Raw genomic sequence first — 23,936 nt, forward strand, 5'->3', positions numbered from 1 at the left:
ATCTTTAGCGCCTAAGTGCGCGTCGTCTGCCCCTCCTCGTCCATAGCTCACGACCTCACCAGGCGTCTGCGTTACACGGAGCCGCGGCGAATACGGCGCCAGCGGACGACGATCCGCCTCGCACGCTTGTTAGGTCCCTCGCGTGCCGCTAGTAACGGCGGGCAGCACTTGCGGACGCTTGCTCAAGACTCTTTCCTTTTTGGGTGGCGCGGCGATGAGCCCGTCGCGGATGGCCTGTTTCCGAGCAAGCTTGCGGGCACGGCGCACGGCGTCAGATTTCTCCCTGGTCTTTTTTTCCGAGGGCTTTTCGTAAGAACGACGACGTTTCATTTCCCTGAACACGCCCTCGCGCTGCATCTTCTTCTTTAGAACTCGAAGCGCTTGGTCGACGTTGTTGTCGCGAACGATTACTTGCACGGTTGTTGCTCCATCAGAGTTGCAGCGCCAGGTTGGCTGAAGTCGCGGCAGCCGAAGCGTTACAACGACTCCTTCGAAGTAAATCCCGCCCGTCTAAAGCGCGATGAGATGAGGATGAATCATCATCGCGCTTTAGGTTATTGTTTGAGCATGATCTTTTCGGAAAACCGCTTCACACTTTTCCGGATCATGCTCTAGCGATCTAAATTGAAGGGATAGATTGCCCTTCGCGCGCAAAAGCCCGCTCAATCCCAAGATCGAGCGGGTCGCACAGTCATCCCAGTACATCCGTGGAATGACGAAAGCTGCTTACGCCAGCGAGAGGTTCTCGGCGCTGACCTTGCCACGCTTCGGGTCGGTCTTGACTTCGAAGTTCACTCGCTGCCCCTCAGCGAGTCCATGAAGCCCGGCCCGCTCGACCGCGCTTATGTGGACGAACACATCGGTTCCGCCATCATTCGGCTGAATAAATCCAAAACCCTTTTGCCCGTTGAACCACTTCACCGTACCTGTCGCCATAACATTTCTCCAAAGCGCAAACGCGCGCCTCGCGTGGATTCGCACGATCCCCAAACTCAATCCGACGATGTCTCTGGAAAAGGGCCGCCTGGACCATTCAACAAGGCACAACGGCTAATCGAATAACAGCAACGTATACACTTTCTTCGAGAACACAAGGGTTCCTTCAAGGGTTCTTTTTTCGGCCGCGCGAGGTCGCGCTTGCGTTGACGTGATCGCTGCCCGGCGCCTACCTCACCAGCTATATTTGACGACGCCCTTGCCGGCGTAGCTGGTGACGTTGCCGGAAAACTCGCCTTCGAATGTTGCGGCGAGCGAGAAGCCGTTCAGCCACTTCTGCTCGGCGCTGGCGCTGACGAGCGCGGAATCGGGATCCGGCCGCGCGCCGTTCACGACAAAGCTTGTGCCCGGCAGCGACTGGAAGATCGCACTCACCGCGCGGTCGGGATTGTAGCGCCCACGCCAGCCGGCCGCGCAGCGTCAGCACGCCATCCGCCATAGCGAGCGATTTGTCGGTGCGCAGGCCGAGCTCGGTGCGGGTGTCGGTCGTGGTCTCGCCGGCATAGTTCAGCGCGAACGGCCCGCCGCCGACGAGGCTCCGCTCGGCATAGGCCGGCAGATCAAGGCTGATCACCTGGACCGCGGCGTAGGGCGTGATGCCGATCAGAGGTGTCGCGAACCGGTAGCCGCCTTCGAAGGCCCCGGATGTGCTGCAGTGCGCCGCACTTTGTTGCGGCGCATACGTCAGCAAATGGCACCTTTCGGACTGCGAGCCATTGTCCGACCAGCGTCCGAAATGCACACCAAAGCAGGCGCCCGCCCGCACGCTCTGAATTTATGGATTCACGCCCTGGGTCCTGTGGACACTTATCGCATCAATAAGACGATGGCTGCGATGGTGACGACGGCGGGGTAATTTCGGGCAGTCTTTTCGAAACGGGTTGCGACGCGACGGAATTGCTTGAGTTTTGAGAAGCAGCACTCCACGAGATGCCGCTCGGCATAGAGATGCTTGTCGAGCGGATATTTGAGCGCGCGTGATGGGTTGTTGGGGATGACGGCGAGCGCGCCTTTGGCGGCGATGGCCCTGGCGCATGTGCTGACGCGCGCTCTGGGCTGCGTGCTATTCTCCCCCAGGCCACGTCACCGGTTGTGACGATCGGTATTGGGGCTTCTCGGGCGATGGAGATGACCTTGTCTCGCAAATGGACGAAGAGTCGAACGCGAGGTTGCAAGCTTCACCTGACCAAAACGAAGGCGCGGTTTGGTCGAGTTCGCCAGATCCGCGCCGATCTCGAACGACAGCTTGAAGCATGCAAACGGGAGACCGCCAACGTGCGGGAGCGCCTGATCGAGGCTACGAAGCAGCAAACTGCCACCTCCGAGATGCTGCGCATCATCTCGGATTCGCCGCTTCAGTCGGTGCTGGACGCGGTGGCCGAACATGCCGCACGCCTGTGCGACTCGAACAATGCCGAGATCTACCGCCTGGACAACAACGTTCTTCGCTTGGTGGCTTCATACGGGGAACTTCCGGTGCATATTCAAGCCCGTGAGGGATTTCCCGCAAATCGCGACAGGGTGATAGGACGAGCCGTATGTGATCGGCGGTCGGTTCATGTCCACGATCTCGCCGCCGAGGATAGCGAGTACCCGTCGGGCAGCAGTGACGCAAAACGCCAGGGCCATCGCACCACGCTCGGAACACCGTTGCTGCGCGAGCGGACCCCCATTGGAGTCATTCTGTTCCGGCGATGGGAGGTCCGACCATTCTCCGACAACCAGATCGCGCTTCTGGAGACCTTCGCCGAACAAGCGGTGATCGCGATCGAAAACGTGCGCCTGTTCGAAGCCGAGAAGCAACGCACGCTGGCGCTTGGCCACGCGAACCGCAATTTGCGGGAGAGCGAGGCGAAGTATCGGTCAGCCATTGACGGAATAGCCGGTCTCGTTGCGATCATGGCCCCCAATGGTGAACTCGAAACGGTCAATCGCCAAATCATCGAGTATTTCGGCCGCTCGCAGGAGGAGCTGACGACCTGGGAAACAAGCGATGCCGTACATCCTGAAGACCTTCCCCGCATCCTTGAGCTCTTTAAGAGATCAATCGCCGCCGGTGCTCCGTTCCATTACGAGCTACGTCTGCGGCGGTTCGACGGAGAATATCGGTGGTTTGAAAACCGCGGTGTCCCAATTCGCGATGAGTCCGGACTCATCGTGCGCTGGTTCATCCTGCTGGTGGACATCGAGGATCGCACACGAGCGCTGGAACGAATGCAGCAGATGCAATCGGATTTCGCCCACATGAACCGCGTGAGCATGATGGGAGAATTGGCTGCCTCACTGTCTCACGAGATCACGCAACCGATCGCCGCGGCACACATCAACGCCTGTGCCGCCCTGAATTTTTTGGGCAAACAGCCGCCAGATCTGAGTGAAGCCAGGCAGGCGTTGGGCTGTATCGTGCGCGATTCCGATCGCGCTAGAGACATCGTCGGCCGCATCCGTGAGCAGATCAAGAAAACGCCTCCGCGAAAAGAGCGATTCGATCTCAATGCGGCAATCAATGAGGTGATCGTGTTGGCGCGAAGCGCAACCATCAGGAATGGTGTCTCGGTTCAGACGCGCCTTGCGGAAGGCTTGCTTCCTGTTCATGGGGATCGTGTTCAATTGCGACAAGTCTTCCTGAACCTGATCCTGAACGCGGTTGAAGCAATGGGCTCGGTTGAGGCGGGGGCGCGAGAGCTGTCGATCAGCACCGAGCAAGACCACACCGGGGTCGTCGTGGCCGTACGCGATTCCGGACCGGGCATCGATCCTCACCATCTCGAGCGCGTTTTCGAGGCCTTCTACACCACGAAGTCCAATGGAACGGGGATGGGACTGTCAATCTGCCGGTCCATCATTGAGGCTCATGGCGGCCGGCTATGGGCAGAAGCGAATGAACCTCGCGGCGCCGTATTTCAGTTCACTGTGCCCGGCGTGGGACAGGAACACAGGCTGCGTGCTTAAGGGCGAGAAGCCTGCTGATCTGCCGATCCTGGACTCCACAGCTTGAGTTCATCAATCAATCTCAAAGCAGCCAAGGCGCTCGGCTTGACTGTCGGGCCTCGCTACTTGCCGGCGCCAACGAGGTGATCGAACAACGAACAATTTTGCCGCGATTGGTCACGGCAGCGCCTGGCCCTTTCGGGCTCCAGGCGATGCCTGGCCAGGGTCCGAAACGGACACCACAGCGGACATCCGCCGGCACTCTGAATTTACGAGTTCACGCCCGAACTCAGTTGCTGCAGCAGATCATCCGCCTGCCGCAGATCGGCCGATGGCTCGGCGGAGGAGAATTTCGCTCGCGCTGATGCGAGCACGTCTCGTGCCTCGGTCAGGCTACGCCGGCTCTTGTTCCTGTTCATGAGAAGGCGCGCGAGGTCGATTGCGGTGCGCAATTCCCAGCCGACGGCTTCGAGCTTTCTCGCATAGGCAAGCGAGCGCCTGAACAGGCGGATGGCGGCAGCGTCGTCGCGATGCGGTTCGGCGTGCAGCAGCGAACCGTGGATCCGGTAGATCTCCGGGGCCAGCCAGCGTTCGCCGGTCTGCTTGATCAGGGACTCGGCCGAAGTCACCAATGCGAGCGCCCTGTCCTTCTGCCCGATCCGTCCGAACTCGGTGGCGAGCAGAGCCTTGTAGAGCGGCATCTGAATACATCGATTCTCCGCCGGCAGTCTGCCGATCAGGCCGGAGAGCTTCTCAAGCACGACCGGCGCGGGGCCGCGCGCCGCCAGCGCCGAGGTGGCCCATAGCGGACCGATGACCTGGTACATCGGATAGCCGTAGTCGGCGGCGACCTTCATCCCGTGCTCGACGCAGGCCAGATTGGCTGCAAGGTCTCCGTCATACCAGTGATCGCCGACGCCAAGGATGTGGGCGAGCGCGATCATGAAGGGATGGCCGATCTCGTTCGCCAGCCGCCTTGCAGATTCACAGCACTCCCTGGCCCGGTTGGGACGGCCGAGCAGCCATTCGATGTGTCCGGAATAGACGAGCGCAACGACCAGAGGATCGTGCTGATAGGTTTGAACCAGCTTGCCGTGCTCACGCGGATTGTAGCGCGCTTCAATCGCGACAGCCAATTCGCGCGCTTCATTCAGACGGCCGGTGAAGAAATTGACGATCAGCGCCGCGGTGGACGCCATCAGGATGGCCTCATCGTCGCGCCACTCCTCGGCTCGCCGGAGGAAATCCTGCGAATGCTCGAGCACTTTGGTGAGTTCGCAATTGACCAGCTCGGCCACCGCAACACCCCAAAGAACGGCGGTCTTCTCGCGGATCGTGCCATGGCTGCCGGAGAGCTTCAGCGCCCGATGATAGGGCTCGTAGACGTTCGGATCGGACCAGCCCGCAATCGCGGTGTATGCCATCGCAAGGTTGGATTGCAGCGCGATCTCGGCCTCGTAGCGGCGCGACGAAGCTGATAGCCTCGACAGCAAAGAGAGGCCCTCGCGCAGATGCGCCACCGCCTCCTTGGTGGCCGATCGGCTGAGCGCGGACTTGCCCGCCTGCAGCCAGGCGTCGATGGCCTCCGGAATGTTTTCCGCCTGCGCGTAGTGATAGCCCAGCACGGCGGGATCGCTGCTCTCCCCGATGTCGGCCTGCTGACGCAGCCAGGACGCTGCGCGTGCGTGCAGCTTGCGCCGATCCTCCTTCAGTAGCGAGGAATACGCCGCTTCCTGAATCATCGCGTGTTTGAAAGCGTACAACGTGCCTTCCTCTTCGTTGATGCGATACACGATCCCGGCCCGCTCCAGAGCCTCAAGCGCTGATATCAGCGACTCGTCCTGATCCGGAAGCAGGCTGAAAATGCCGCGATAGTCGAACTGCCGACCGAATACGGAGGCGATCTGGGCCACGCGCTTGGCGGTCCCCAGCCGGTCAAGACGCTCCATCAGGGAATCGTGGACACTTGCCGGCACCAGCGGCCCCGGCAATTTGCCGTGGTCGGTGGCGCTCTCGATCGCCCCGGAATCCACCACCGCTCGCGTGAACTCCTCGATGAAGAGCGGCACGCCGTCGGTCCTCTCGACAATCTGGCTGGTGATCCGCGGAAGAAACTCGATGCCGGCAACGGCGGCAACCATCCGCTCGCACTCGTCTGCTGCAAGCTTTTGCAGAGTGATGCGCTTGATGGTCGGACCCGATAGCCAGCCAGCCTCGTAGTCGTCGCGGTGCGTGACCAGATACAGGACGCGCTCGCGCGCGCAGCGGGCGATCACCCGCGAGAGAACGTCGACGCTCGTCGGATCGATCCACTGGACATCCTCGACGATGAACAGGACGGGCTTCCTTCGTGACGCCGCAACGAGAACCTCGATTATCACCTGGAAGGCACGCGCACGCTCGGAAGGAGAACGGAGATCGGCAGGCTCGTATCCTTCGCACGCCGGTATCGACAGCAGTGACCCGTAATAGGGAAGCGCCTGCCCGACATCGAAACCGGCTCTCCCCAGCAGATGACGCAATTTCGCCAGCGATAGCCGCGGGTCGTCGGTTTCGTGGATGCCCGTTGCGCGCTTCAGCCGCTCGATTTCCGGCGCAAGTGGCGAATTGACGTGAAACGGCGAGCACTGAACGGAGAGAACATCAACCGCGGATCGGTCGAGCGAGCTTCTGAACTCGCGGATCAGGCGCGACTTGCCGATGCCGGGCTCGCCGGAGATGACGCCGACGCGCCCTGCTCCGCCAAGGCTCTGCTCCCACAGCTCGGCCAGCAGCGCGCGTTCATCGTATCGGTTGATCATCGGCGGCAGCGGCAAGGTTCGCGCGCGGTCGAACCTGCTCTCGCCCGGCGAAACGCCGTTCACGCGCCAAGACTCGGCCGGCTCCTCGACGCCCTTCAGCCGGCGCTTGCCCAGCGGCTCGCAATCGAACATGCCGCGGATCAACTCATAGGTGCCTGAACCGATGACCACCGCGTTCTCGCCGGCGAGACCTTGAAGCCGGGCCGCGACATGCACCGAGCTGCCGAACACTTCCCGCCGCTCGGAGGGCTCGCCCGGCACGCTGCCGACGACCACCGGACCGGTGTTGACCCCGATCCTCACCCGCAGCCGGAGGAAGCTGCCATCCGACATCTGGAATTCCCGCTCCTTGATGGCGGCGGTGATGGCGAGCGAGGCGCGCACCGCGCGCTCGGGATCGTTTTCGTGCGCCTGCGGGACGCCGAAATAGGCGAGCAGTCCGTCGCCGATCATTCTGGCGATGTGACCGCCATAGCGGCAAATCTGCTCGTTGCAGAGATCGCGATAGGTCCGGATGACCGCGAAGAACTCCTCGGGATCGATCCGCTCGCCCAGCGGCGTCGAGCCGATGAGATCGACGAACACGACGGTAAGCTGTCGGCGCTCAGCCTGCAGCCCTGCCATCTCTGCGTTTGGCAGCGCCGCAACCAGCCGAGGTCCATCAAATTGGTCCGGTTTCGCCTGCCCGCTCAAGGTCCAACCATGTTGAGCTTCCGCCGTACCTGCAGGGACGCAAGGTACACGGCAAGCCGCATCCGGTTGATGCTACCGAGAGGTCGGTGCTGCTGCAAGCAGTTCCACGGGCTGAACATCATGCGTTCGCCATCGAAATCCCGATCCGGCGTTAGGAAATTCTGCCTTGGAATCCTGATTTCTCCGATCGACACGGTCCGATCCTGGGGACGGGTCCACTGCAGGAGAGCGTTCTCGACCTCTTCCGGTTTGGCCGAATGGCGCACCCGCACCGCGAAATCGAACACGATATCATCTCCAGGTGGAGTCGGATTGAGATCGCGAAGCATCGCCTCCTGGAGGAAATTGTCGGGTCGCGATCCGAAAAAGAAATTCCACCACGATGGGACATCGTTCAGAGCCGGCACGGGACTGACGAGGTAGCGCACCACATGCTCCTCACCTAACAAATAGGGTGACATGCTATGATAGGTCGCAGTCAGCGGATTGCCGATCCTGACGAGAGCGGTGCGACCAAACGTGTAGAACTGGCGCGGATTGCGAACGGCAAACACGATCCATTTAAGGAGCCGCTTAAACTTTTCGCGCCAGGTCCCACTCGGCGCCGCAACGGCTTCCATCAACTCGGAATAGTCGACCACATCCTTGCAGAAGAACACCGGGAAGCTGCTCAGCAAGAAGTCGTGCTCGCCGGCCGGCGTTCTGCCGGGCTCGAGGCCACGCAGAATGGATTCGCCCGCGACGTCGTAAAGCTTGATCGACATGCCGCGACCGTCAGGCTTGCGGTCGCTCTGTGGCTGTCCCTGTCCGTTGGAGAGCCGGACGATGGTCCGATAGCGGGCCCCCGGCCGAAACAGCGGTGTCGAGAACTCTGCCGGAAGATCGTCGCGGACGATGAACTCCGCATCGACGCATCCATGGGCCTTGGCGTGCTGGTCGCGCATCGCACAGGCAGAACGGTCCGAGGCCTTCATCTCACAGTAGTTCTTGACGACCAGGTTTGCGGCAATACGCGCCATGTTGGCGATCAGCGTTGCCTCGCCAGGCACGGCGCGCTCGAATTTCGTGAGCGGCATCGGCCGGTCCTGCAGCTCCAGCGCGTTCGCGAGTTCTTCATATCTTGCCGGCGTCGCCTCTGAACTCCGCGCCGGTGCCGAAGCGGATTGCGCGGAGCCGCGGGCCATTTGCCAGAATCGCTGGAAGTCCCGGAACACGCGGAACGACTGAACGATCAGATCTTCCCGCTGCGCCTGCGCGAAAGAAACCGCGCCGCTTCGACGGCCGCGCAGCCATTGTTGGATCGTGTCCCGATTCATGCGACGTCAACTCCGCCGGACGCCAAAAGACCGAGCGCGGCCAGACTCGGAACGAAGAAATAGTCGCCGCCTTTGGTCGTGACGAAGCGCGGGATGTCGAAGCAGATGAACGGTCGTCGTCCCGTGGCTTCGTCACCCGGGATCATCATTTGCGCGCTTTGACGACCGCCGATGGTTGGACGATTGCCGGCGATCGGATCGGTGTCGTTGCCCTGCTCGAAATCGTCGCCGAAATTCATCCATTTCTGCTGCACGAACTCGAACTGGTCGAAGCCGGAATTGAGCGCAATGAAAATGATGCCGCGCTTTTCCTGGCTCTCGGCTTCCTCCTCCTTGCCCAGTGGCAGGAATTTGCCATAGGCGATTCCGCGCCGGATCAACCGGTGTCGGCTCATCGTCTTGCCGCCGAAGCCAAACGCATCGCGCGGGTTGGCACGCCGCACATGCGCACCAAGCGGACAGCGTGCGCCTGCAGGATCGCCGGCGTAGCCGAATGTATTGCGCGTGTCCTCACGAGGGGCGTCGGGGTGTTCGATCAGCGAGGATCCATCCTGCCATCGCCCCATCATCTTGGCGGCAAGAAACTTCTTCGCGCTGACGCCATCCGGCAGAGGACCGGGAATGGTTCGGGCAAATGCGTCCGCCTGATCATCAAGGTAGCGACGGAAACGAACGACGTCCTGTTCCAGCTTGCGGTACACGAGATAGGTGCCATCGTGCGCGAGAAGATGCGGCAGCGGCATGGGAGCCATCTCGCCCCCCTCGCCTGGGTGGCCGAGAAGAAACTCGCCAAGCGGAATCTTGCGAAATCGCCCTTTCTCATCCGGATTGCCAACGTCCTGACGGTCCCTGCCACCGTCGTCGGGCACTCCCTCGATCGCGGGATTGCTCAAGCCGTCGAGGAAACCGAAGTGCTCCTTGCGAGTCTGTTCGCCGTTGATGTGCAGCAGCCCCGCCGGCTGACTGTCCTTCAATTCCTGCACGCCATTCGGCAGCAGATCCCTGAGCTGTTGACAGTGCGCCGCGAGCGCCGGCTCTGTCCGGCCGTAGATCGAGATCAGCATATGAACGCGATGCGTCTTCCAGGGATCGTCCCAGTGCTCCGGCGAACTTTCATCGATGTCACCGAGTTCGTTCGCACGAGGTTTCATGCCCTCCTGAAACTCGCAAGGAAACGTGGCAAGACTTTCCGTAGGCAGGCCAAGGGCGCGGAGGCCTTCAAAGGTGAAGGCGATGTTGAGAGTGGCGTCCGGCTTTGCGCGCCACAGTGCCGGCGTGACGGCGTTGGTCTCGAGCAGCCGCTGGATGAACGCCCTGGCATCATCAGCGTTTTGTATCTCGAAGAACAAGAACTGCGCGTGCGGAAACGAGGCGTAACCGCGAAGAATATTGCCTTGAATATTGGTAAGGTTGAGCATCGCCAGACCCCTGCTCTGATCGTTGCGTACTCACAAATCTCCCGGGGACGGCCTCTCGTTTTGGAGACCCTCCCACATTTGCCTGAACTCTCGTTGGAGCACTTCGGGAGGCCGTGGATTGGTTTGAACAAGCTTGACGAACTCGCCGAGGCGGCGTCGGCACAGCAGCGCCATGAGAATCTCGCCTACGCTCGCCTCAGGCTGGTCCGCCAGAAACAGCGTGGTCTTGAGTTGACACCGCTCGAAATATCCGGAGAGCAGATCGCGCCGATGGATACCCGGGAAGCCAAGACAGCGTCCCCAAATGGTCGCGACTTCGTTCGGGATATTGCTGGCCAGGGCCTGGACCAAAGGATCGACGCTCCCGCCATCGAATTCGCACATGAACACCAGATAATCCGACTTGAGCGCATCGAACTTCGCCGGCGTGCCTTGATAGGCGAGGCGGTCGACAATGAACATTCGCGCCATGTGGATGATCGGCACATGGCTCAAAGGCGAGCCGCGCGGATAGGTTCGCGGGTCATCCAGCGTGCGCAGAAACCCACGCAGATCGTCAGATTGATTGGTTGCAATCGGAAACAGGCCTGTGAAGCCGTACTTCTCACCGTTTTGATTAGCCACGTCGCCAACTCCGTTCGACCGGCCTGCTACACTGGTCCAAATGTACCGAGCTTGTTCTGCACGCTGATCAGCAAGCGATCGAACTCGACCGCAAACCGTTCGGGAGACAGTCCGCTCGAATTCTGAAAAAGCTTCTCGACTTCGTTGCGCAGCTCGAGTGCCGAGCGCACATCGCGCACGGACGCACCCGGATACGCGCTATAGGAATGGTCCGACTCGATCTGGTTGCGCTGGATATAGGCCTTGAGCGGCCCGACCGGACGGGCGAACGGGTATCCGACGCTCCAGAACCAGACAAGGTCGAGCGGTTTGTAGAGCACGTCGGCAAAGGCTTCGATGTAAGGTCCCCAGGGACCGTTGAACGTGCTCAGAAAGAACAAATAATCGTAGTGCAAATTTTCCGCCGGCTGGCTATCGCTCACCCGCGGAAAGCTGTCGCGCTTGACGACAACCCAGTGAACAAAGGGCAGAAACGCCAGCTCCTTCGCCGTGACTTGGGTCGATTTGAAGCGATCGAAGATAGACAGCAGCACTCCGACGACAAGGGTGCCGAAGCGCGTCATCGGCGTTATCACATTGAAAGTAACGGCTTTGCCTAATCCATACTGATTACGTGCGCGATCGGCCATGCAACGTCTCGCCATGAATCATGGTGAACTCGGCGAGACACGCACGCTCGGCCCACCTGTATAATAATACCTTGGAGGATAGTACAACGTCAGGTAATAACGTTACTACTATTATCGAAAGTCGCTGCTCCGTCCAGTGCAATGAATGTTGTCGTGCACAACTGACTCTCGCACATCCGTCATGGATTGCTAATGCCGGCCAGCATCACAGCTCTGTCATACAGCGTGACGATCCATGTGATCGCGCAGTTCAGCGACAGCGTGCCAACGGCTTCGATCACGTGAGCAATCCCGCCAGCGATTGCGCGATGCCGCTCCGGTGAGCAACCTTTCCGGCGCTGGCGTGACCAACCATAGACGTGGTCGGCGCAATCATCAGGAAACAAGCCGTGGCAACCAATGAAATCGACGCCATTCGCGCGCTGCTTTCGTCAAAACCGCGGCCGATCGGATGGACCGAGCGGCGCGAACGTCTCGATGAAGTGGGTTCGGTCTGGCCGGTGGCCGATGACGTGAAGCTCGAAACAGTCGATTGCGACGGCGTGGCAGGCGAATGGTCGCTGGCGCCGGGCAGCGAGCCATCACGCGTGCTGCTCTATTTCCATGGCGGCGGCTACTGCTCCGGATCGATTCTGAGCCACCGCAGATTGGTCAGCGAAGCCGGGCGCGCCGCGCGCGTTCGAACGCTCGCCATCGATTACCGCCGTGCGCCCGAGCACCCTTATCCCGCCGCGCATGAGGATGCGATGAAGGCTTGGCGCTTCCTGCACAGGCAGGGCATTCCGGCGCACTGCATCGCCGTCGGCGGCGACAGTGCCGGCGGCAATCTTACGCTCGAGCTAATCGGCCGGTTGCTGAGAGACGGCGAGGACTTGCCCGGCTGTGCCTGGCTGCTCTCGCCATGGACCGATCTCACGATGTCTGGCACAACCCTTGGCACCAAGGACGCAGTCGATCCGATCATCCACAAGACCTATCTGGAAGAGCTTGCGGACGCCTATGTGCCTGACACCATCGATCGCAGTTCACCGCTCATCTCGCCCTTGTTTGGCGATTTCACCGGCTATCCCCCGATGCTGATCCAGGTCGGATCGGCGGAGACGCTGCTCGCGGATGCCACGCGGCTCGCCGAGGCGGCCGGCGCTGCCGATGTCGAGGTGACGCTGGAGATCTGGCCCCACATGATCCACGCGTGGCCGCTATGGAATGCGAAGCTTGGTGCCGGTCGCCACGCGCTTTCCAGGGCGGGGCAATTCATCCGTGCCCGTTTGGCATAGTGCGCCTGGTAGCCGCTTGAGCCAAAAAACCTCGATTTCGCAGGTTTTTAGAGCCAATGCGTACCAACACGGGACAAATCACGGGGTTTTAGGCCCGCTGAGGTTGTGGTATTCGGAACCTTTAGAATTAGTCCGGTTTGGTGTCGAATGATGGACCTCACCCCCGGGAATTCCACCAGCGCCCTGCGCATTGGTGTGCAGCCGATTGCGGTCACCGCCGTCGGGCTGTTTCTCGTCCTGTTCGGGATCGGCGCGATCGCGCTGTACCGGGTCTATACCGGCGCGTCGCCGGAGTCCGATCGGGTCGTCGCCAGCCGGCAATTGCAGGCCCGCACCGCGCAGGTGTCCGAACAGCTCGTCGAGAAAACCAAGGGGTTGGAGGCGACCCAGCAGGAATCCATCGACCAGCTCCAGATGGTGCAGGACCACTTGCAGACCATGCGCCGCATGCTCGCCGCCCAGCAGGCCGACACCAAGAAGCTGTCCGAGCAGGTCACGGCACTGACCGAGGCGGTCGAGGGCTTAAGGCAATCCTTTGCCAGCGCCCAGGCCAATGAGCCGGCGGCCGAACCCGTCCGTAAACGATCGCGGTCGCACGCGCTTCGCAGCGGGCGCAAGCGCCGCGGCTGAGTCGGTCGAAATCACCGCAAACCCCCTCACCGGCAGGACATATCCACCGTCGCTGCCGAATCTCGATACGGTTTTTTTCGCCGACTTTGTGAACTAGTTCACATTCGGGAACCTAATTCCGGGGCAAGGTGCACGCCACCGGATGGCGTGAGCCGATTTCAATATCCGGGGCTGGCAAGGTCGTTGGCGGTATACTGCGTCAACGGCCTTGTTCTTTTAAAGGCCCTGCTTCCGCCGCGGGCGCGCTTTTTCACCGACCGCTTTGGCCGCCTCTCACGCTGGTGACTTGCCATCCGCGGGCTTTGCTTGCTGAATGCCGGCGCTTTTGAACCCGGTCCCGCCCACCCCTCGATCGGGTCGATGGTTTGCAAACCATTTTGAATGAGGCCCCGCATGCGCGCTGAATCCCTGCCCACCCCGGACGTCGTCGGACTGACAAAAACCGCCCCCTTCTCGCGCCGCGGTTTCATGACGGCTTCGGCCGCCATCACGGCTGGCTACACCCTCGCCGCAGGTCCCGTGCGGGCCGACGTGATCAAGACCGGTACCGCCGGCCTCACCGCGGGCGAGGCCAAGATCGGGGTCGCCGGCGGCGAGATGCCTGCGTATTTCGCGCGGCCGGCCGGTGTCAGCAATCCGCCGGTCATCCTGGTGGCGATGGAGATTTTCGGCCTGCACGAATACATCAAGGACGTGACGCGCCGGCTCGCCAAGCTCGGCGCGTTTGCGGTGGCGCCCGACTACTATTTCCGCAAGGGCGATCTCACTAAGATCACCGACATTCAGCAGATCCTGCCGATCGTGAACGCGAAGCCGGATGCCGAGCTCCTGTCCGATCTCGACGCCACCGTGGCCTGGGCGAAATCGCAAGGCGGCGACACCTCCCGCCTCGGCATCGTCGGCTTCTGCCGCGGCGGACGCACGGTCTGGGAATATGCCGCCCACAACACCGCGCTGAAGGCCGGCGCCGCCTTCTATGGTCCGCCGGTCGATCCGCAGAATCCGGCCTGGCCGAAGAGCCCGATGCAGCTTGCACCCGAGATGAAAGCGCCGGTGATCGGCTTCTATGGCGAAGCCGACACCGGCATCCCAGTCTCGCAGGTCGAAGCCTTCAAGGCGGCGCTCGCCGAAAACAAGAAGACCGCGGAATTCAAGATCTATCCGGGGGCCCCGCACGGCTTCCATGCCGATTATCGCACGAGCTATCGCAAGGAAGCCGCCGAAGACGCGTGGGCGCAGATGCAGGCCTGGTTCAAGAAATACGGCGTGCTGAGCTGAGGCTCGCGCCATCTGCGAAGCGGTGCGCCAGCAGGCGCAGCGCGTTGGCGGTGACGAGCACGGTGGCGCCGGTGTCGGCGAGGATGGCCATCCACAAGGTGGTCACGCCGAACAGCGTGGTGGCAAGGAACACCGCCTTGAAGCCGAGCGCGATCGTGATGTTCTGCCAGATGTTGCCGAGCGTCGCTTGCGAGAGGGCGATCAGCTCGGCAACGCCGCCAACACGGTTCTTGAGCAAGGCCGCGTCCGCGGTCTCCAGCGCCACGTCCGTTCCGCCGCCCATGGCGATGCCGACGGACGCCGCAGCGAGTGCCGGCGCATCGTTGATGCCGTCGCCGACCATCGCAACCGGACCGGCTTGCTTGAGCCGCCCGATCTCCGCGAGCTTGGCGTCGGGCAGAAGCCCGGCATGCGCCTCAAGCCCAAGCTGACCGGCGATCGCATCGGCGGTGCGGGCATTGTCGCCGGTCAGCATGATCGCGCGGAGACCACGGTCCGTCAGCCGTTTGACGCCTTCATGCGCATCCTCCCGCGGCTCGTCGCGAAGCGCGATCAATCCCTCGACCGTCTTGCCGGACAGCAGGACCACCACCGTCTTGCCCTCGCCTTCGAGCGCACTGATCTTTTCGACGACGCCGGGATCGACGCTCGCCTGCTCGCTCGCGAAGCGGGGCGAACCGACCGAGGCGAAGCCGCTTCTCAGACGTGCCGTCACCGCTTTGCCAGGCGTCGCGACGCCGCCGCCGAAGGTCGCGGGAAGCTCGAGCCCGCGCCTCTCGGCTTCCTCGATGATGGCGCGCCCGAGCGGATGGCTGGTGCTGCGTTCGACCGCCGCCGCCTTGGCCAGGACCGTGTCCTCGTTCTCACCGATCGAGACGACATCCGTCACCTGCGGACGACCGCGCGTGAGCGTGCCCGTCTTGTCGAAGGCGATCGTCCTGACCTTACCCAGCGTCTCGAGCGCCGCTCCGCCCTTGATCAACAATCCCTGCCGGGCGCCGGAGGCGAGGCCGGACGCGATCGCGGCCGGGGTGGAGATCACCAATGCGCAGGGACAGGCGATCAGCAGCGCAGCGAGGCCACGGTAGATCCAGGTCATCCAGTCGCCACCGAAGAGGAGCGGCGGGATCAGGACGACAAGCAGCGCGACCAGCATGGCGGCGGGCGTGTACCACCGGCTGAAACGGTCGATCATGCGCGCCGTCGGCGCCTTCGACTCCTGCGCTTCTTCCACCATGTGGATGATGCGGGCGATGGTGTTGTCGGCAGCGACATGCGCGATCTCGACGCGCAGCACGCCATTGGCATTGATGCTGCCAGCATACACCTTCGCGCCGATTTCCTTGAGAACGGGAACGGACTCGCCGGTCACCGGTGACTCGTCGACCTCCGACGAGCCGTCGATCACGGTGCCGTCCGAGGGCACGCGGTCGCCGGGGCGAACCACCACGACATCGCCGACCGCGAGATCATCGACAGAAACCTCCTCGATATCGAGAGATGCCCCGCGCTGACGTCTGGCATTGCGCGGCACAAGGTCGATCAATGCCTCGATCCCGGCCCGTGCGCGACGGGCGGCGACCGTCTCGAGCAGTTCGCCTACCGCGAACAGGAAGACGACAACAGCCGCCTCCTCGGCCTCGCCGATGGCAACCGCGCCGAGTGCCGCTGTTGTCATGAGGGTCTCGATGGTAAAGGGCGAGCCGGACAGGGCGCCGGCAAGCGCGCGCCGTGCAAAAGGCAGGACACTGACAACCGCCGCTGCCGAATAGAGCCAACGCTCCAGCCCCGGGAACAGGCTGGCAAGCACGAACGCCACTGCAAACAGGACGCCTGTGCCGAGGACGAGTCTGCCCTTGGCTCCCTGCCACAGAGGGTGCCGTTCCTGCTTCCGCGGCGCCTTCCCTCCCGACGCTGACGGCATGCCGGCCGGCTTGTAGCCCAACGCCCTCACCTTCTCCTCGATGAGGCGCGGCGCAGTGCGGTCCTGGTCGAGCCGGAAGGCGAGCGTTCCGGTCGTAAAGCTGACCTCTATGTCGGTGACTCCAGGCAGCCGCCGCATCGCGTTCTCGATCTTGAGCGCGCAAGCCGCGCAATCCATGCCCTCGATATGCAGCCTGTAGCAATTGGCGGTCGCCACAACGTCACCTCGACGAGTTCGATGTAGCCACCTATATGGACCCTGTAGCAACTACAGGGTCAAGGCATGAGCTGCGGCAGTTTGACGATAGGCGAGCTCGCACGACTGACCGGGACCAAGGTCGAGACCGTCAGGTACTATGAGCGGATTAGGCTCCTTGAGGCGCCAATGCGGACGGCCGGCAACTACCGCGCCTACGCGCCCGAACACCTGAACCGTCTGAGTTTCATCCGCCGCTCGCGGGACCTTGGCTTCTCGCTCGATCAGGTTCGGGCGCTTCTCGACCTGTCCGACGATCGAGATCGCCCCTGCGGGGCCGTCGATGCAATCGCGAGGGAACATCTGTCGGAGGTCGACCGCAAGATCGGGGATTTGCAGGCGCTCCGGCGCGAGCTCAGCAGCATGATCGATCAATGCCAATGCGGCACCGTTGCCGACTGCCGGATCATTGAGGCCCTTTCGCCCTGAGTATTAGCCTTTTTGAGCGAAGTGGACACCGGTTCGCGTGAAGAAAACGCGTCAAACAAGAATCAAGAGCTTCGGTTCTGATTGAATCAGAACCGAAGCTCTAGCCGAGACGATCGCGATTGCGATGCGGCTTTGCCAATTGCCGTTCGACTTCCCAAAACATCAGCACAAAGGCCGCGCCCAGGCTGATGACGATGCCCAGGAAGACGAAGGTGAAGGCGGCGGTGGTGAGTGTGCTCAGCATTTCGAAATCGCTGCAATCGACGTACCAGGCCCTGTGCAGAAACGATGCAACCTCGATGCTGAAAACACCGAGGCTCCATCCATCTTCCCGATAATTTTCGCTGCAGCGCGCCAGGTTCGCAGCAGTATCGGTTGAGATCAGTCGCAGACATCAACCGACCTGATGCGCCAGCCATATGACGTCAAGACGCGCTGCTGGGCAACGTAGCAGCCGCCGTAGCCGGAATTGTCGTAGTAGCCGTAGTAGGGATCGCCATAGTCGTAATCGCCATAGGGCCAGTCGCCGTAGAGCCCATAGCCGAGGCCAACACCGACCGCCGCGGCGGCGAACGGAAATCCACGACGAAAACGCCCGAAGCCGGGACGGTAGAAGCCGCCACGAAATGCGGCCGAACGGAAGCCGCCGGCGCCGATCGCGGCCGAGCGGAAGCCGCCTCCGCTGAACGCCGCTCCGCGGGAGCCACCGCCACTAAAACCGCCGCCGCGGAAACCACCGAAGCCGCCTCCACGAAAGCCTCCGCCGCCAAGGCCGCCCCCACGAAAACCGCCGCCGCCAAAGCCGCCTCCATGAAAACCGCCGCCACCAAACCCGCCGCGGGCGGACGCCGTATCTATCGTCAAAATTCCAAGCGAGGCTACCGCCAGCAAGGCAACCATCGTTTTACGCAACATCACTGCTCCTCCATCACGGCCTGCCAATACCGGCGCGGCCTGCGCCAGCCACCGCAAGCTCTGCCCGCAGTCTAGAGCGAGTTCCGGCCATGCGCCTTGACGATGCGCTCACTTCTACGCGACCGGGAAGTCGGGCAGAATCGGGCAAGAAGCTTCGCTCTGCCGGCCGACCGCAGAACCGGTCTTGGCGCAGGGCGAAGCAGGCCGCTCCCTTCCGGAACCAAAAGCTCCGGGAGCCATTTGGCCTTACGCCGTGCAAGGTGCGAGGATGCGCAAACTGATCGCTTTCGACGAGGATACGTTCGACAAACTCAAGCAACTCGGGCGCGACAGGATGGCGACGTTTCAGGAACTGGCCGATGAAGCGTTCGCAGACCTGCTCAAGAAGCATGGCATTCCGATCGATCTGCGCGACGCGTTACGCAAGAGCGCCGCGCAGTCGAAGACAGATACCGCCAAGTCGCCAAGTAATTCGCCAAGGCCCAAGGCAAGGAAAGGACGTCACGCATGACGACAGACCCGGATCCGTTTGAGCAGGGGCAGCAAGCGGCGCGCGAAAACATTCCAGCCGAGGCCAATCCCTATCCGGACGGCAGCGAACAACATGCGCTGTGGGCCGCAGGCCACGAGCAGGTGGCCTCCGCGACGGAGGCAGATGAATCCGAAGATACGTGACGGCCGCTCGGGCCCTTCAACCGATCTTGCGGAGGCCCTTTTTGAAGCGCGGCCCGTTGAGCTGATAGAACTTCGCCGCACTTCCCATCTTGGCGACCTGCGCAGGATCCAGTGTCCGGATCACGCGCGCGGGCGAGCCGATGATCAGCGAGTGTGGCGGAAACTCCTTGCCCTCGGTGATGACAGAGCCCGCGCCGACGATGCTCTCGCGGCCGATGCGTGCGCCGTTCATCACGGTCGAGCCCATACCCACCAAGGCGCCGTCTTCCAGCGTGCAGCCGTGCAGGATCACATTATGGCCGACGGTGACGTTCTTGCCGATCACGAGCGGAAAGCCGAGGTCGGTGTGGCAGGTGGAATTGTCCTGGACGTTGGAGCCCTCGCCGACCTCGATCCACTCATTGTCGCCGCGCAGCACCGCGCCAAACCACACGCTGGCCCCGCTCAACAGGCGCACCTTGCCGATCACGGTTGCAGTTTCCGCGATGAAATAGTTGCCGTCGGCCGGTAGATCGGGCCCCTGCCCGTCCAGTTCATAGATCGCCATGGATGTCTCCTCTTTCGCGGCGACATTGGCACAGCGGTCAAAGGCTTTTCAAGCGAGCGGCCAAAGCGTTTTCAAGCGAAGTGGACGCCGGTTCGCGTGAAGAAAACGCGTCAAAACAAGAATCTGGAGCTTCAGGAACTGTGGCGAAAGCAGCCTTCAGACCAAAACGCCGGCGGCGCGCAGCGTCATCAGGAAGAAGGTGCCGGACATCAGGCTCCAGAAGCCGGCGATGATGGTCGCCATCATCACGAATTCGAAGCGGCGACTTTCGATCCGGGCGCCGCGCAGCGTGTTGCGCATGATGATGAAGGGCGCGGCGAACACCAGGAACGGGACCGCCGCGAACGTCCTCGGCGCCGCGCCTTCCTGCAACAGGCCGAAGCCGGCCGGCCGCTGCGCCATCGCCTGATAGCCGCTGGCGAGCGCACCGGCGAGCGCGAAGCCGAGGCAAAGGGCGAAGAACGAGTTCAGCGCATCGGGCGACATGGCAAACTTCCGCTACTCAACAGACCGCGCGCTTCCTTTGGCAAAATTGCCGCTCCGCCGCTACATCATCCTTAAGAAAGGGTTAACATGCGCCCGACGCCGCCGCGTTTGCGCATGGCTCATCGCTTGCCGGATTCTCTGAAATCATACGGAAATTGGCCGCCGCGTGGCATATTCGCGGGATGATTCGGCATCACGCGAACCCATCCATTCTCGTTCGATGACATTGCTCTCGACGGCCCAGCATCTTGCGCGCGACACGCGCAGGAATCCGCGCGCGCACATCCTGCCGATCCTGATCGCAGCCGCCCTCGCCGGCAGCGCGATCGCGCTGGTCACCTACCTGTTGTGGCCGACCTGGACCACCGTACCCTTGAGCGATCCGTCGAGGCTGCCGGTCAGCGTCGGCGGCACGCTATTCAACGTGCCGCCGGCGGCGGTGCGCATGAAGATCCAGCGCCATTCGGGCGCGCAGGAGCGCGTTGACCTCAGCTTTGCCTATCCCTCGCTCGAACCGCCGGCGCCGAAGCATGTCACCGCCGAGACGGTGGAGGACAAGGTGCAGCCGATCGACAGGATCTTCCTCTCGATCGCGGCGCATCATGATCAGCTTGCCCCCGACACCCGCGTGCGCACGATCTATCCGCGCTATCTCGATCAGGCGGCAAGCACCGACGACGGCCTGACGGTGCGCGCGTTCCGCGACGGCTCGCCCTATGGCGGTGAGGATTTGTTCACGGCGACGTCGCCCACCCTCAGCGCCCGCTGCACGCGCGACGCGCCGACGCCCGGCATGTGCCTGAGCGAACGCCGCATCGACGGCGCCGACTTCACCTATCGCTTTCCGCGAAGCTGGCTCTCACAATGGCGCGACGTTGCCGGCGCCATGGACCGCCTGACGACGCAATTGCGCGGCCCGAAGGGGTAATTCCAACGTCATTGCGAGCGAAGCGAAGCAATCCATAGTGCCACTCGCTGAGGCGTGGATTGCTTCGCTTCGCTCGCAATGACGGTCTTAACCGACGAGCCTACTCAGCCAGCTATTTCGTAGGGTGGGCAAAGCGCAGCGTGCCCACCTTGTCTTGCACCGCCGTGGATGGTGGGCACGCTTCGCTTTGCCTACCCTACAGATCAGCGCAAGCTACTCGGCCAGATCCTCTTCGAGGATCGCCATCTGGAATTGGAACGAGCGATCGTCGTCCTCATCGTCGACGAAGAGGACACCGACGAACTCCTCGCCGATATAGACCTCGGCCGAGTCGTCTTTCTTGGGCCGCGGCACGACGCGGATCTTGGGATTACCGAAGACGCGTTTGAGATATGCGTCAAGTTTCCTGACTTCCTGAACGTCCACGGGCGGTCTCCAATCGGATCGATGATTTTGGGACGGAGTTTTAGGACGGGACGGCGGCAATCGCCAGAGCCTTTTCGGCTCTGGCCCAATCTAATATTTGCAATCGAAACGATCGCGAAACACGAGTGAAATCAAAGCCCGATCGCGTTGAGCATCTGGTCCATGGTGCGCGACGGCTCGGCGCAGCCGGCTTCGCCCACGATCTTCGCCGGCACGCCCGCGACCGTGACGTTGTGCGGTACCGGCTTGACGACGACCGAGCCCGCGGCGATGCGCGCGCAATGGCCGACCTCGATATTGCCGAGGATCTTGGCGCCGGCGCCGATCATCACGCCATGGCGAATCTTCGGATGGCGATCCTCGTTCTCCTTGCCGGTGCCGCCGAGGGTGACGCCATGCAGGATCGAAACGTCATCGTCGATGACGGCGGTCTCGCCGCAGACAAAACCGGTGGCGTGGTCGAGGAAGACGCCGCGGCCGATCTTGGCGGCCGGATTGATGTCGGTCTGGAAGACTTCCGACGAGCGACTCTGCAGGTAAGCGGCAAAATCCTTGCGGCCCTTCACATGGAGCCAATGCGCGAGCCGATGCGTCTGCAGCGCATGGAAGCCTTTGAAGTAGAGCAAGGGATCGATGAAGCGCGAGGTCGCGGGATCGCGGTCGTAGACCGCGACGAGATCGGCGCGGAAGGCGTTGCCGATGTCGGGCTCATCACGCAACGCCTCGTCATAGGTTTGGCGGATCAGATCACCCGACAGCGCCGAATGGTCGAGCCGCTCGGCCAGCCGATGCACGATCGAGTCTTCCAGGCGCTCGTGATGCAGCACCGCGGAATAGATGAAGGTGGCAAGCTCCGGCTCTCGGCGAAGGATCTCCTCGGCCTCGCTCCTGATCCGATCCCAGATCGGATCGAGCGCGGCGACCTTGCCGCCTTGCGGATTGACCTGATGCACTGCCATGGCTGGCCTCGCGTGATCTTTGCAGAGCATGATCTTTCTGGAAAACCGGTCCCCACTTTTCCGGATCATGCCCCAGTTTCGGTGTGCGCTATAGCACGGTTGAACGACGCTTGTCCCGGTGAGGTTCGGCGAGGGACAAGCCTCGCTTAACCGCTATGCGGAGACGTCACATCCAATTGGTCGGCATTTGCCGGAAATCAAGCAGGCTTAAGTCCGATTTCCGTAGAAGAACATTCTCCTGGCGTAGAAGATCATTCTCTTTGCGACAGGAAGTCGATCACGCCGGTCTTGTAGACGTTGTCGCCCACCGCCCGCATGTGATCGCGGTTCGGGATCGCAAGCACTTGCGACTGCGGGATGACGCGGCGGAGCGCTTCCGCAGAGCCCGCGATCTCGTCATTGCTGCCGACCGCGATCAGGACGGGCACGTCGATGTCGGCGGCCTCCTGCCGTGTCATTAGCCGCCTGGAGCCGCGCAGGCAGGCGGCGAGCGCACGACGGTCGGAGCGGGTCTGATCGGCAAAGGCACGGAAGGTGCGGCCGACCGGATCGGTGACATCCTCGAGCGACGGCACCTCCAGCGCGACAGCGACATTCTCCCCGGGGCCGCCGCCTTCGATCAGGCCGATGCCGATACCGCCGAGAATCGCCGAGCGCAGCCGCTGCGGCTCATTGTGTGCCAGCACCGCCGTCATCCGCGAGCCCAGCGAATAGCCCATGATATCCGCGCGCGGGATGCCGAGATGATCCATCAGCGCGATCACGTCGCTTGCCATGACGGCGATGTCGTATTGCGCGGGATCGTAGAGCTTGGCGGACTCGCCATGGCCGCGATTGTCGAGCGCGATCACGCGCCGGCCGTCCTTGCGCAGTTCCGAGACCCAGCCGGGATAGACCCAGTTCACGTTCTTGCTTGAGGCAAAGCCGTGCACGAGGAAAATCGGATCGCCCTCGCCTTCGTCGAGATAGGCGATCTCAACAGCGCCGTGATGAAAACTCGGCATCGCGCCTTCCGTTGTTCGAGGGATTTCTTGGATTGGCGACCGGCGAACGATCGCAGAGCTTAGCCGCAGGCGGTAGGGCCCGCCACCGCAACCTCGGATGGCGCTCCCGCCATCGCGAGTTGTTTCCGCAGGCGCCGCGCCTTGCTCCGCCGCAGCCATGCCAGCGTCAGGCGCTCGGTGGTCGCCTTGATTGAGGACAGGAAGCCGAACAGCGTCAGCAGCGCGCCGAACAACCACATCGTGAGGTTGAACGTGCCGGCAGCGAGCAGCAGCGCGCCGCGGCCGAGCAATTTCAGGATCGCGCGGGTCTGGCTGCCCTTCGCTTCCGCCAGCCGCGCGGCACGCGCGACGTCCTTCGGCCCCTCCGCTATCTTGAGCGTCTCCAGCGCGCCGCGGGTGCCGGCCTTCTCGCCAATGCGCCCGACATCCTTGGCAAGGCGGACCAGCGCCCCGGCCTTTTCCACGCGGAACGCGGCCTTGATCGCGGTCATCGTCTGGCCCGGACGGAGCGCGGAAGCCGAGGCGACAGCCTCCTGCAGCATCGGCGCATCCACGACTTGGCGCGCCGAGCGGCCGGCCCAGGCCGTTAGCCCCTCGCTGATCCGGCCGACCTTGCGCGCATCCTTGACCAGCGACAGCCCGGCGCGCACCGGCGCGACACCGCCGACGGAGACATAGGTCGCAGCCGTCACCGCAAGACCGGCGGCGGCGAGGCCAAGGATGAGCGACTATCTGGATTGTCAAGTTGCATTGGCGTAAGCGGCACGCGCCTCGCGTGCTTTGGCGTTGAGGCGG

The 23,936-nt window shown here is 62.4% G+C and carries 23 protein-coding genes and 3 pseudogenes; 8 read left to right on the top strand and 18 right to left on the bottom strand.

The window, feature by feature from the left end:
• Positions 1 to 129: 129 nt before the first annotated feature.
• The 4 genes and pseudogenes from rpsU to AAFX91_RS11895 all read right to left on the bottom strand — a co-directional run.
• Complete coding sequence (rpsU, locus tag AAFX91_RS11880; protein WP_130580041.1) at positions 130 to 417, bottom strand: 30S ribosomal protein S21; 288 nt, start codon at positions 415 to 417, stop codon at positions 130 to 132.
• Positions 418 to 726: 309 nt separating this feature from the next.
• Positions 727 to 936 carry a cold-shock protein gene (locus AAFX91_RS11885; RefSeq protein ID WP_130580042.1) on the bottom strand — a complete coding sequence of 70 codons (210 nt, stop codon included), beginning with the start codon at positions 934 to 936 and terminating at the stop codon, positions 727 to 729.
• 234 nt (positions 937 to 1,170) lie between these two features.
• Positions 1,171 to 1,642, bottom strand: a pseudogene (locus AAFX91_RS11890) (autotransporter domain-containing protein); the annotation flags it as partial.
• A gap of 161 nt (positions 1,643 to 1,803) precedes the next feature.
• A pseudogene (locus AAFX91_RS11895) lies at positions 1,804 to 2,022 on the bottom strand (IS5/IS1182 family transposase); the annotation flags it as partial.
• 102 nt (positions 2,023 to 2,124) lie between these two features.
• On the opposite strand from AAFX91_RS11895, the gene AAFX91_RS11900 reads away from it, so the two are divergent.
• Positions 2,125 to 3,948 carry an ATP-binding protein gene (locus AAFX91_RS11900; RefSeq protein ID WP_394566568.1) on the top strand — a complete coding sequence of 608 codons (1,824 nt, stop codon included), beginning with the start codon at positions 2,125 to 2,127 and terminating at the stop codon, positions 3,946 to 3,948.
• 248 nt (positions 3,949 to 4,196) lie between these two features.
• Here the strand turns inward: AAFX91_RS11900 and AAFX91_RS11905 are convergent, their stop codons facing one another.
• The 5 genes from AAFX91_RS11905 to AAFX91_RS11925 all read right to left on the bottom strand — a co-directional run bounded on the left by AAFX91_RS11905 (position 4,197) and on the right by AAFX91_RS11925 (position 11,408).
• A complete protein-coding gene (locus AAFX91_RS11905) occupies positions 4,197 to 7,352 on the bottom strand; it encodes an AAA family ATPase (RefSeq protein WP_394566569.1) in 3,156 nt (1,051 codons plus the stop codon).
• Positions 7,353 to 7,417: 65 nt separating this feature from the next.
• Positions 7,418 to 8,737: a catalase gene (locus AAFX91_RS11910; RefSeq protein ID WP_394566570.1), complete on the bottom strand. Its 1,320-nt coding sequence runs from the start codon at positions 8,735 to 8,737 to the stop codon at positions 7,418 to 7,420.
• Positions 8,734 to 10,155, bottom strand: coding sequence for a Dyp-type peroxidase (locus AAFX91_RS11915; RefSeq protein WP_394566571.1), 1,422 nt, complete (start codon positions 10,153 to 10,155; stop codon positions 8,734 to 8,736). Before AAFX91_RS11915 ends, AAFX91_RS11910 begins: the two co-directional genes overlap by 4 nt.
• A 30-nt stretch (positions 10,156 to 10,185) precedes the next feature.
• Positions 10,186 to 10,779 (bottom strand): hypothetical protein, encoded by a 594-nt coding sequence (locus tag AAFX91_RS11920; RefSeq protein ID WP_130580048.1) that lies wholly within the window; start codon positions 10,777 to 10,779, stop codon positions 10,186 to 10,188.
• A gap of 26 nt (positions 10,780 to 10,805) precedes the next feature.
• Positions 10,806 to 11,408, bottom strand: a complete 603-nt coding sequence (locus AAFX91_RS11925) for a hypothetical protein (RefSeq protein ID WP_130580049.1) — start codon at positions 11,406 to 11,408, stop codon at positions 10,806 to 10,808.
• Positions 11,409 to 11,797: 389 nt separating this feature from the next.
• On the opposite strand from AAFX91_RS11925, the gene AAFX91_RS11930 reads away from it, so the two are divergent.
• The 3 genes from AAFX91_RS11930 (at position 11,798) to AAFX91_RS11940 (ending at position 14,593) form a co-directional block, all read left to right on the top strand.
• On the top strand, positions 11,798 to 12,685 hold the full coding sequence (locus AAFX91_RS11930) for an alpha/beta hydrolase (protein WP_130580050.1): 888 nt from the start codon (positions 11,798 to 11,800) through the stop codon (positions 12,683 to 12,685).
• Positions 12,686 to 12,832: 147 nt separating this feature from the next.
• Positions 12,833 to 13,315 (top strand): hypothetical protein, encoded by a 483-nt coding sequence (locus AAFX91_RS11935; RefSeq protein ID WP_130580051.1) that lies wholly within the window; start codon positions 12,833 to 12,835, stop codon positions 13,313 to 13,315.
• 468 nt (positions 13,316 to 13,783) lie between these two features.
• Positions 13,784 to 14,593: a dienelactone hydrolase family protein gene (locus tag AAFX91_RS11940; protein WP_394566578.1), complete on the top strand. Its 810-nt coding sequence runs from the start codon at positions 13,784 to 13,786 to the stop codon at positions 14,591 to 14,593.
• On the opposite strand, the gene AAFX91_RS11945 is transcribed toward AAFX91_RS11940, so the two are convergent.
• Positions 14,568 to 16,733 carry a heavy metal translocating P-type ATPase gene (locus AAFX91_RS11945; RefSeq protein WP_394566572.1) on the bottom strand — a complete coding sequence of 722 codons (2,166 nt, stop codon included), beginning with the start codon at positions 16,731 to 16,733 and terminating at the stop codon, positions 14,568 to 14,570. The genes AAFX91_RS11940 and AAFX91_RS11945 overlap by 26 nt on opposite strands.
• 66 nt (positions 16,734 to 16,799) lie before the next feature.
• Here AAFX91_RS11945 and AAFX91_RS11950 point away from each other — a divergent pair, with 66 nt between their 5' ends.
• A complete protein-coding gene (locus AAFX91_RS11950; protein ID WP_130580054.1) occupies positions 16,800 to 17,201 on the top strand; it encodes a helix-turn-helix domain-containing protein in 402 nt (133 codons plus the stop codon).
• Positions 17,202 to 17,301: 100 nt separating this feature from the next.
• On the opposite strand, the gene AAFX91_RS11955 is transcribed toward AAFX91_RS11950, so the two are convergent.
• Together AAFX91_RS11955 and AAFX91_RS11960 are read right to left on the bottom strand one after the other, a co-directional pair.
• Positions 17,302 to 17,445, bottom strand: coding sequence for a hypothetical protein (locus AAFX91_RS11955; protein WP_165421210.1), 144 nt, complete (start codon positions 17,443 to 17,445; stop codon positions 17,302 to 17,304).
• A gap of 137 nt (positions 17,446 to 17,582) precedes the next feature.
• Entirely contained in the window at positions 17,583 to 18,116 is a 534-nt protein-coding gene (locus AAFX91_RS11960; RefSeq protein ID WP_394566573.1) for a hypothetical protein, read from the bottom strand.
• 268 nt (positions 18,117 to 18,384) lie between these two features.
• On the opposite strand from AAFX91_RS11960, the gene AAFX91_RS11965 reads away from it, so the two are divergent.
• Both AAFX91_RS11965 and AAFX91_RS11970 read left to right on the top strand, forming a co-directional pair.
• On the top strand, positions 18,385 to 18,627 hold the full coding sequence (locus AAFX91_RS11965; protein ID WP_130583540.1) for a hypothetical protein: 243 nt from the start codon (positions 18,385 to 18,387) through the stop codon (positions 18,625 to 18,627).
• The gene (locus AAFX91_RS11970; protein WP_165421501.1) at positions 18,624 to 18,791 is read left to right on the top strand and encodes a hypothetical protein; all 168 of its coding nucleotides are present in this window, start codon (positions 18,624 to 18,626) and stop codon (positions 18,789 to 18,791) included. The genes AAFX91_RS11965 and AAFX91_RS11970 overlap by 4 nt, the downstream gene beginning before the upstream one ends.
• A gap of 16 nt (positions 18,792 to 18,807) precedes the next feature.
• Here the strand turns inward: AAFX91_RS11970 and AAFX91_RS11975 are convergent, their stop codons facing one another.
• The gene (locus AAFX91_RS11975; RefSeq protein WP_130583541.1) at positions 18,808 to 19,338 is read right to left on the bottom strand and encodes a gamma carbonic anhydrase family protein; all 531 of its coding nucleotides are present in this window, start codon (positions 19,336 to 19,338) and stop codon (positions 18,808 to 18,810) included.
• Positions 19,339 to 19,494: 156 nt separating this feature from the next.
• Positions 19,495 to 19,824, bottom strand: a complete 330-nt coding sequence (locus AAFX91_RS11980; protein WP_130583542.1) for a DUF6949 family protein — start codon at positions 19,822 to 19,824, stop codon at positions 19,495 to 19,497.
• 220 nt (positions 19,825 to 20,044) lie between these two features.
• Between AAFX91_RS11980 and AAFX91_RS11985 the strand changes: the two genes are divergently transcribed.
• Complete coding sequence (locus AAFX91_RS11985) at positions 20,045 to 20,752, top strand: hypothetical protein (RefSeq protein ID WP_165421502.1); 708 nt, start codon at positions 20,045 to 20,047, stop codon at positions 20,750 to 20,752.
• A gap of 213 nt (positions 20,753 to 20,965) precedes the next feature.
• Here AAFX91_RS11985 and AAFX91_RS11990 read toward each other — a convergent pair whose 3' ends face one another.
• From AAFX91_RS11990 to AAFX91_RS12005, 4 genes and pseudogenes are all read right to left on the bottom strand, one after another.
• Complete coding sequence (locus tag AAFX91_RS11990; RefSeq protein WP_027583509.1) at positions 20,966 to 21,178, bottom strand: DUF3126 family protein; 213 nt, start codon at positions 21,176 to 21,178, stop codon at positions 20,966 to 20,968.
• 131 nt (positions 21,179 to 21,309) lie between these two features.
• On the bottom strand, positions 21,310 to 22,137 hold the full coding sequence (cysE, locus tag AAFX91_RS11995) for a serine O-acetyltransferase (protein WP_394566574.1): 828 nt from the start codon (positions 22,135 to 22,137) through the stop codon (positions 21,310 to 21,312).
• Between the two features lie 251 nt (positions 22,138 to 22,388).
• Positions 22,389 to 23,141 (bottom strand): alpha/beta fold hydrolase, encoded by a 753-nt coding sequence (locus tag AAFX91_RS12000; protein WP_394566575.1) that lies wholly within the window; start codon positions 23,139 to 23,141, stop codon positions 22,389 to 22,391.
• A 59-nt stretch (positions 23,142 to 23,200) separates the two neighbouring features.
• Positions 23,201 to 23,866, bottom strand: a pseudogene (locus tag AAFX91_RS12005) (hypothetical protein); the annotation flags it as partial.
• Positions 23,867 to 23,936: the final 70 nt, after the last annotated feature.

The organism is Bradyrhizobium sp. 31Argb (genome assembly GCF_043638955.1).
GTDB lineage: Bacteria > Pseudomonadota > Alphaproteobacteria > Rhizobiales > Xanthobacteraceae > Bradyrhizobium.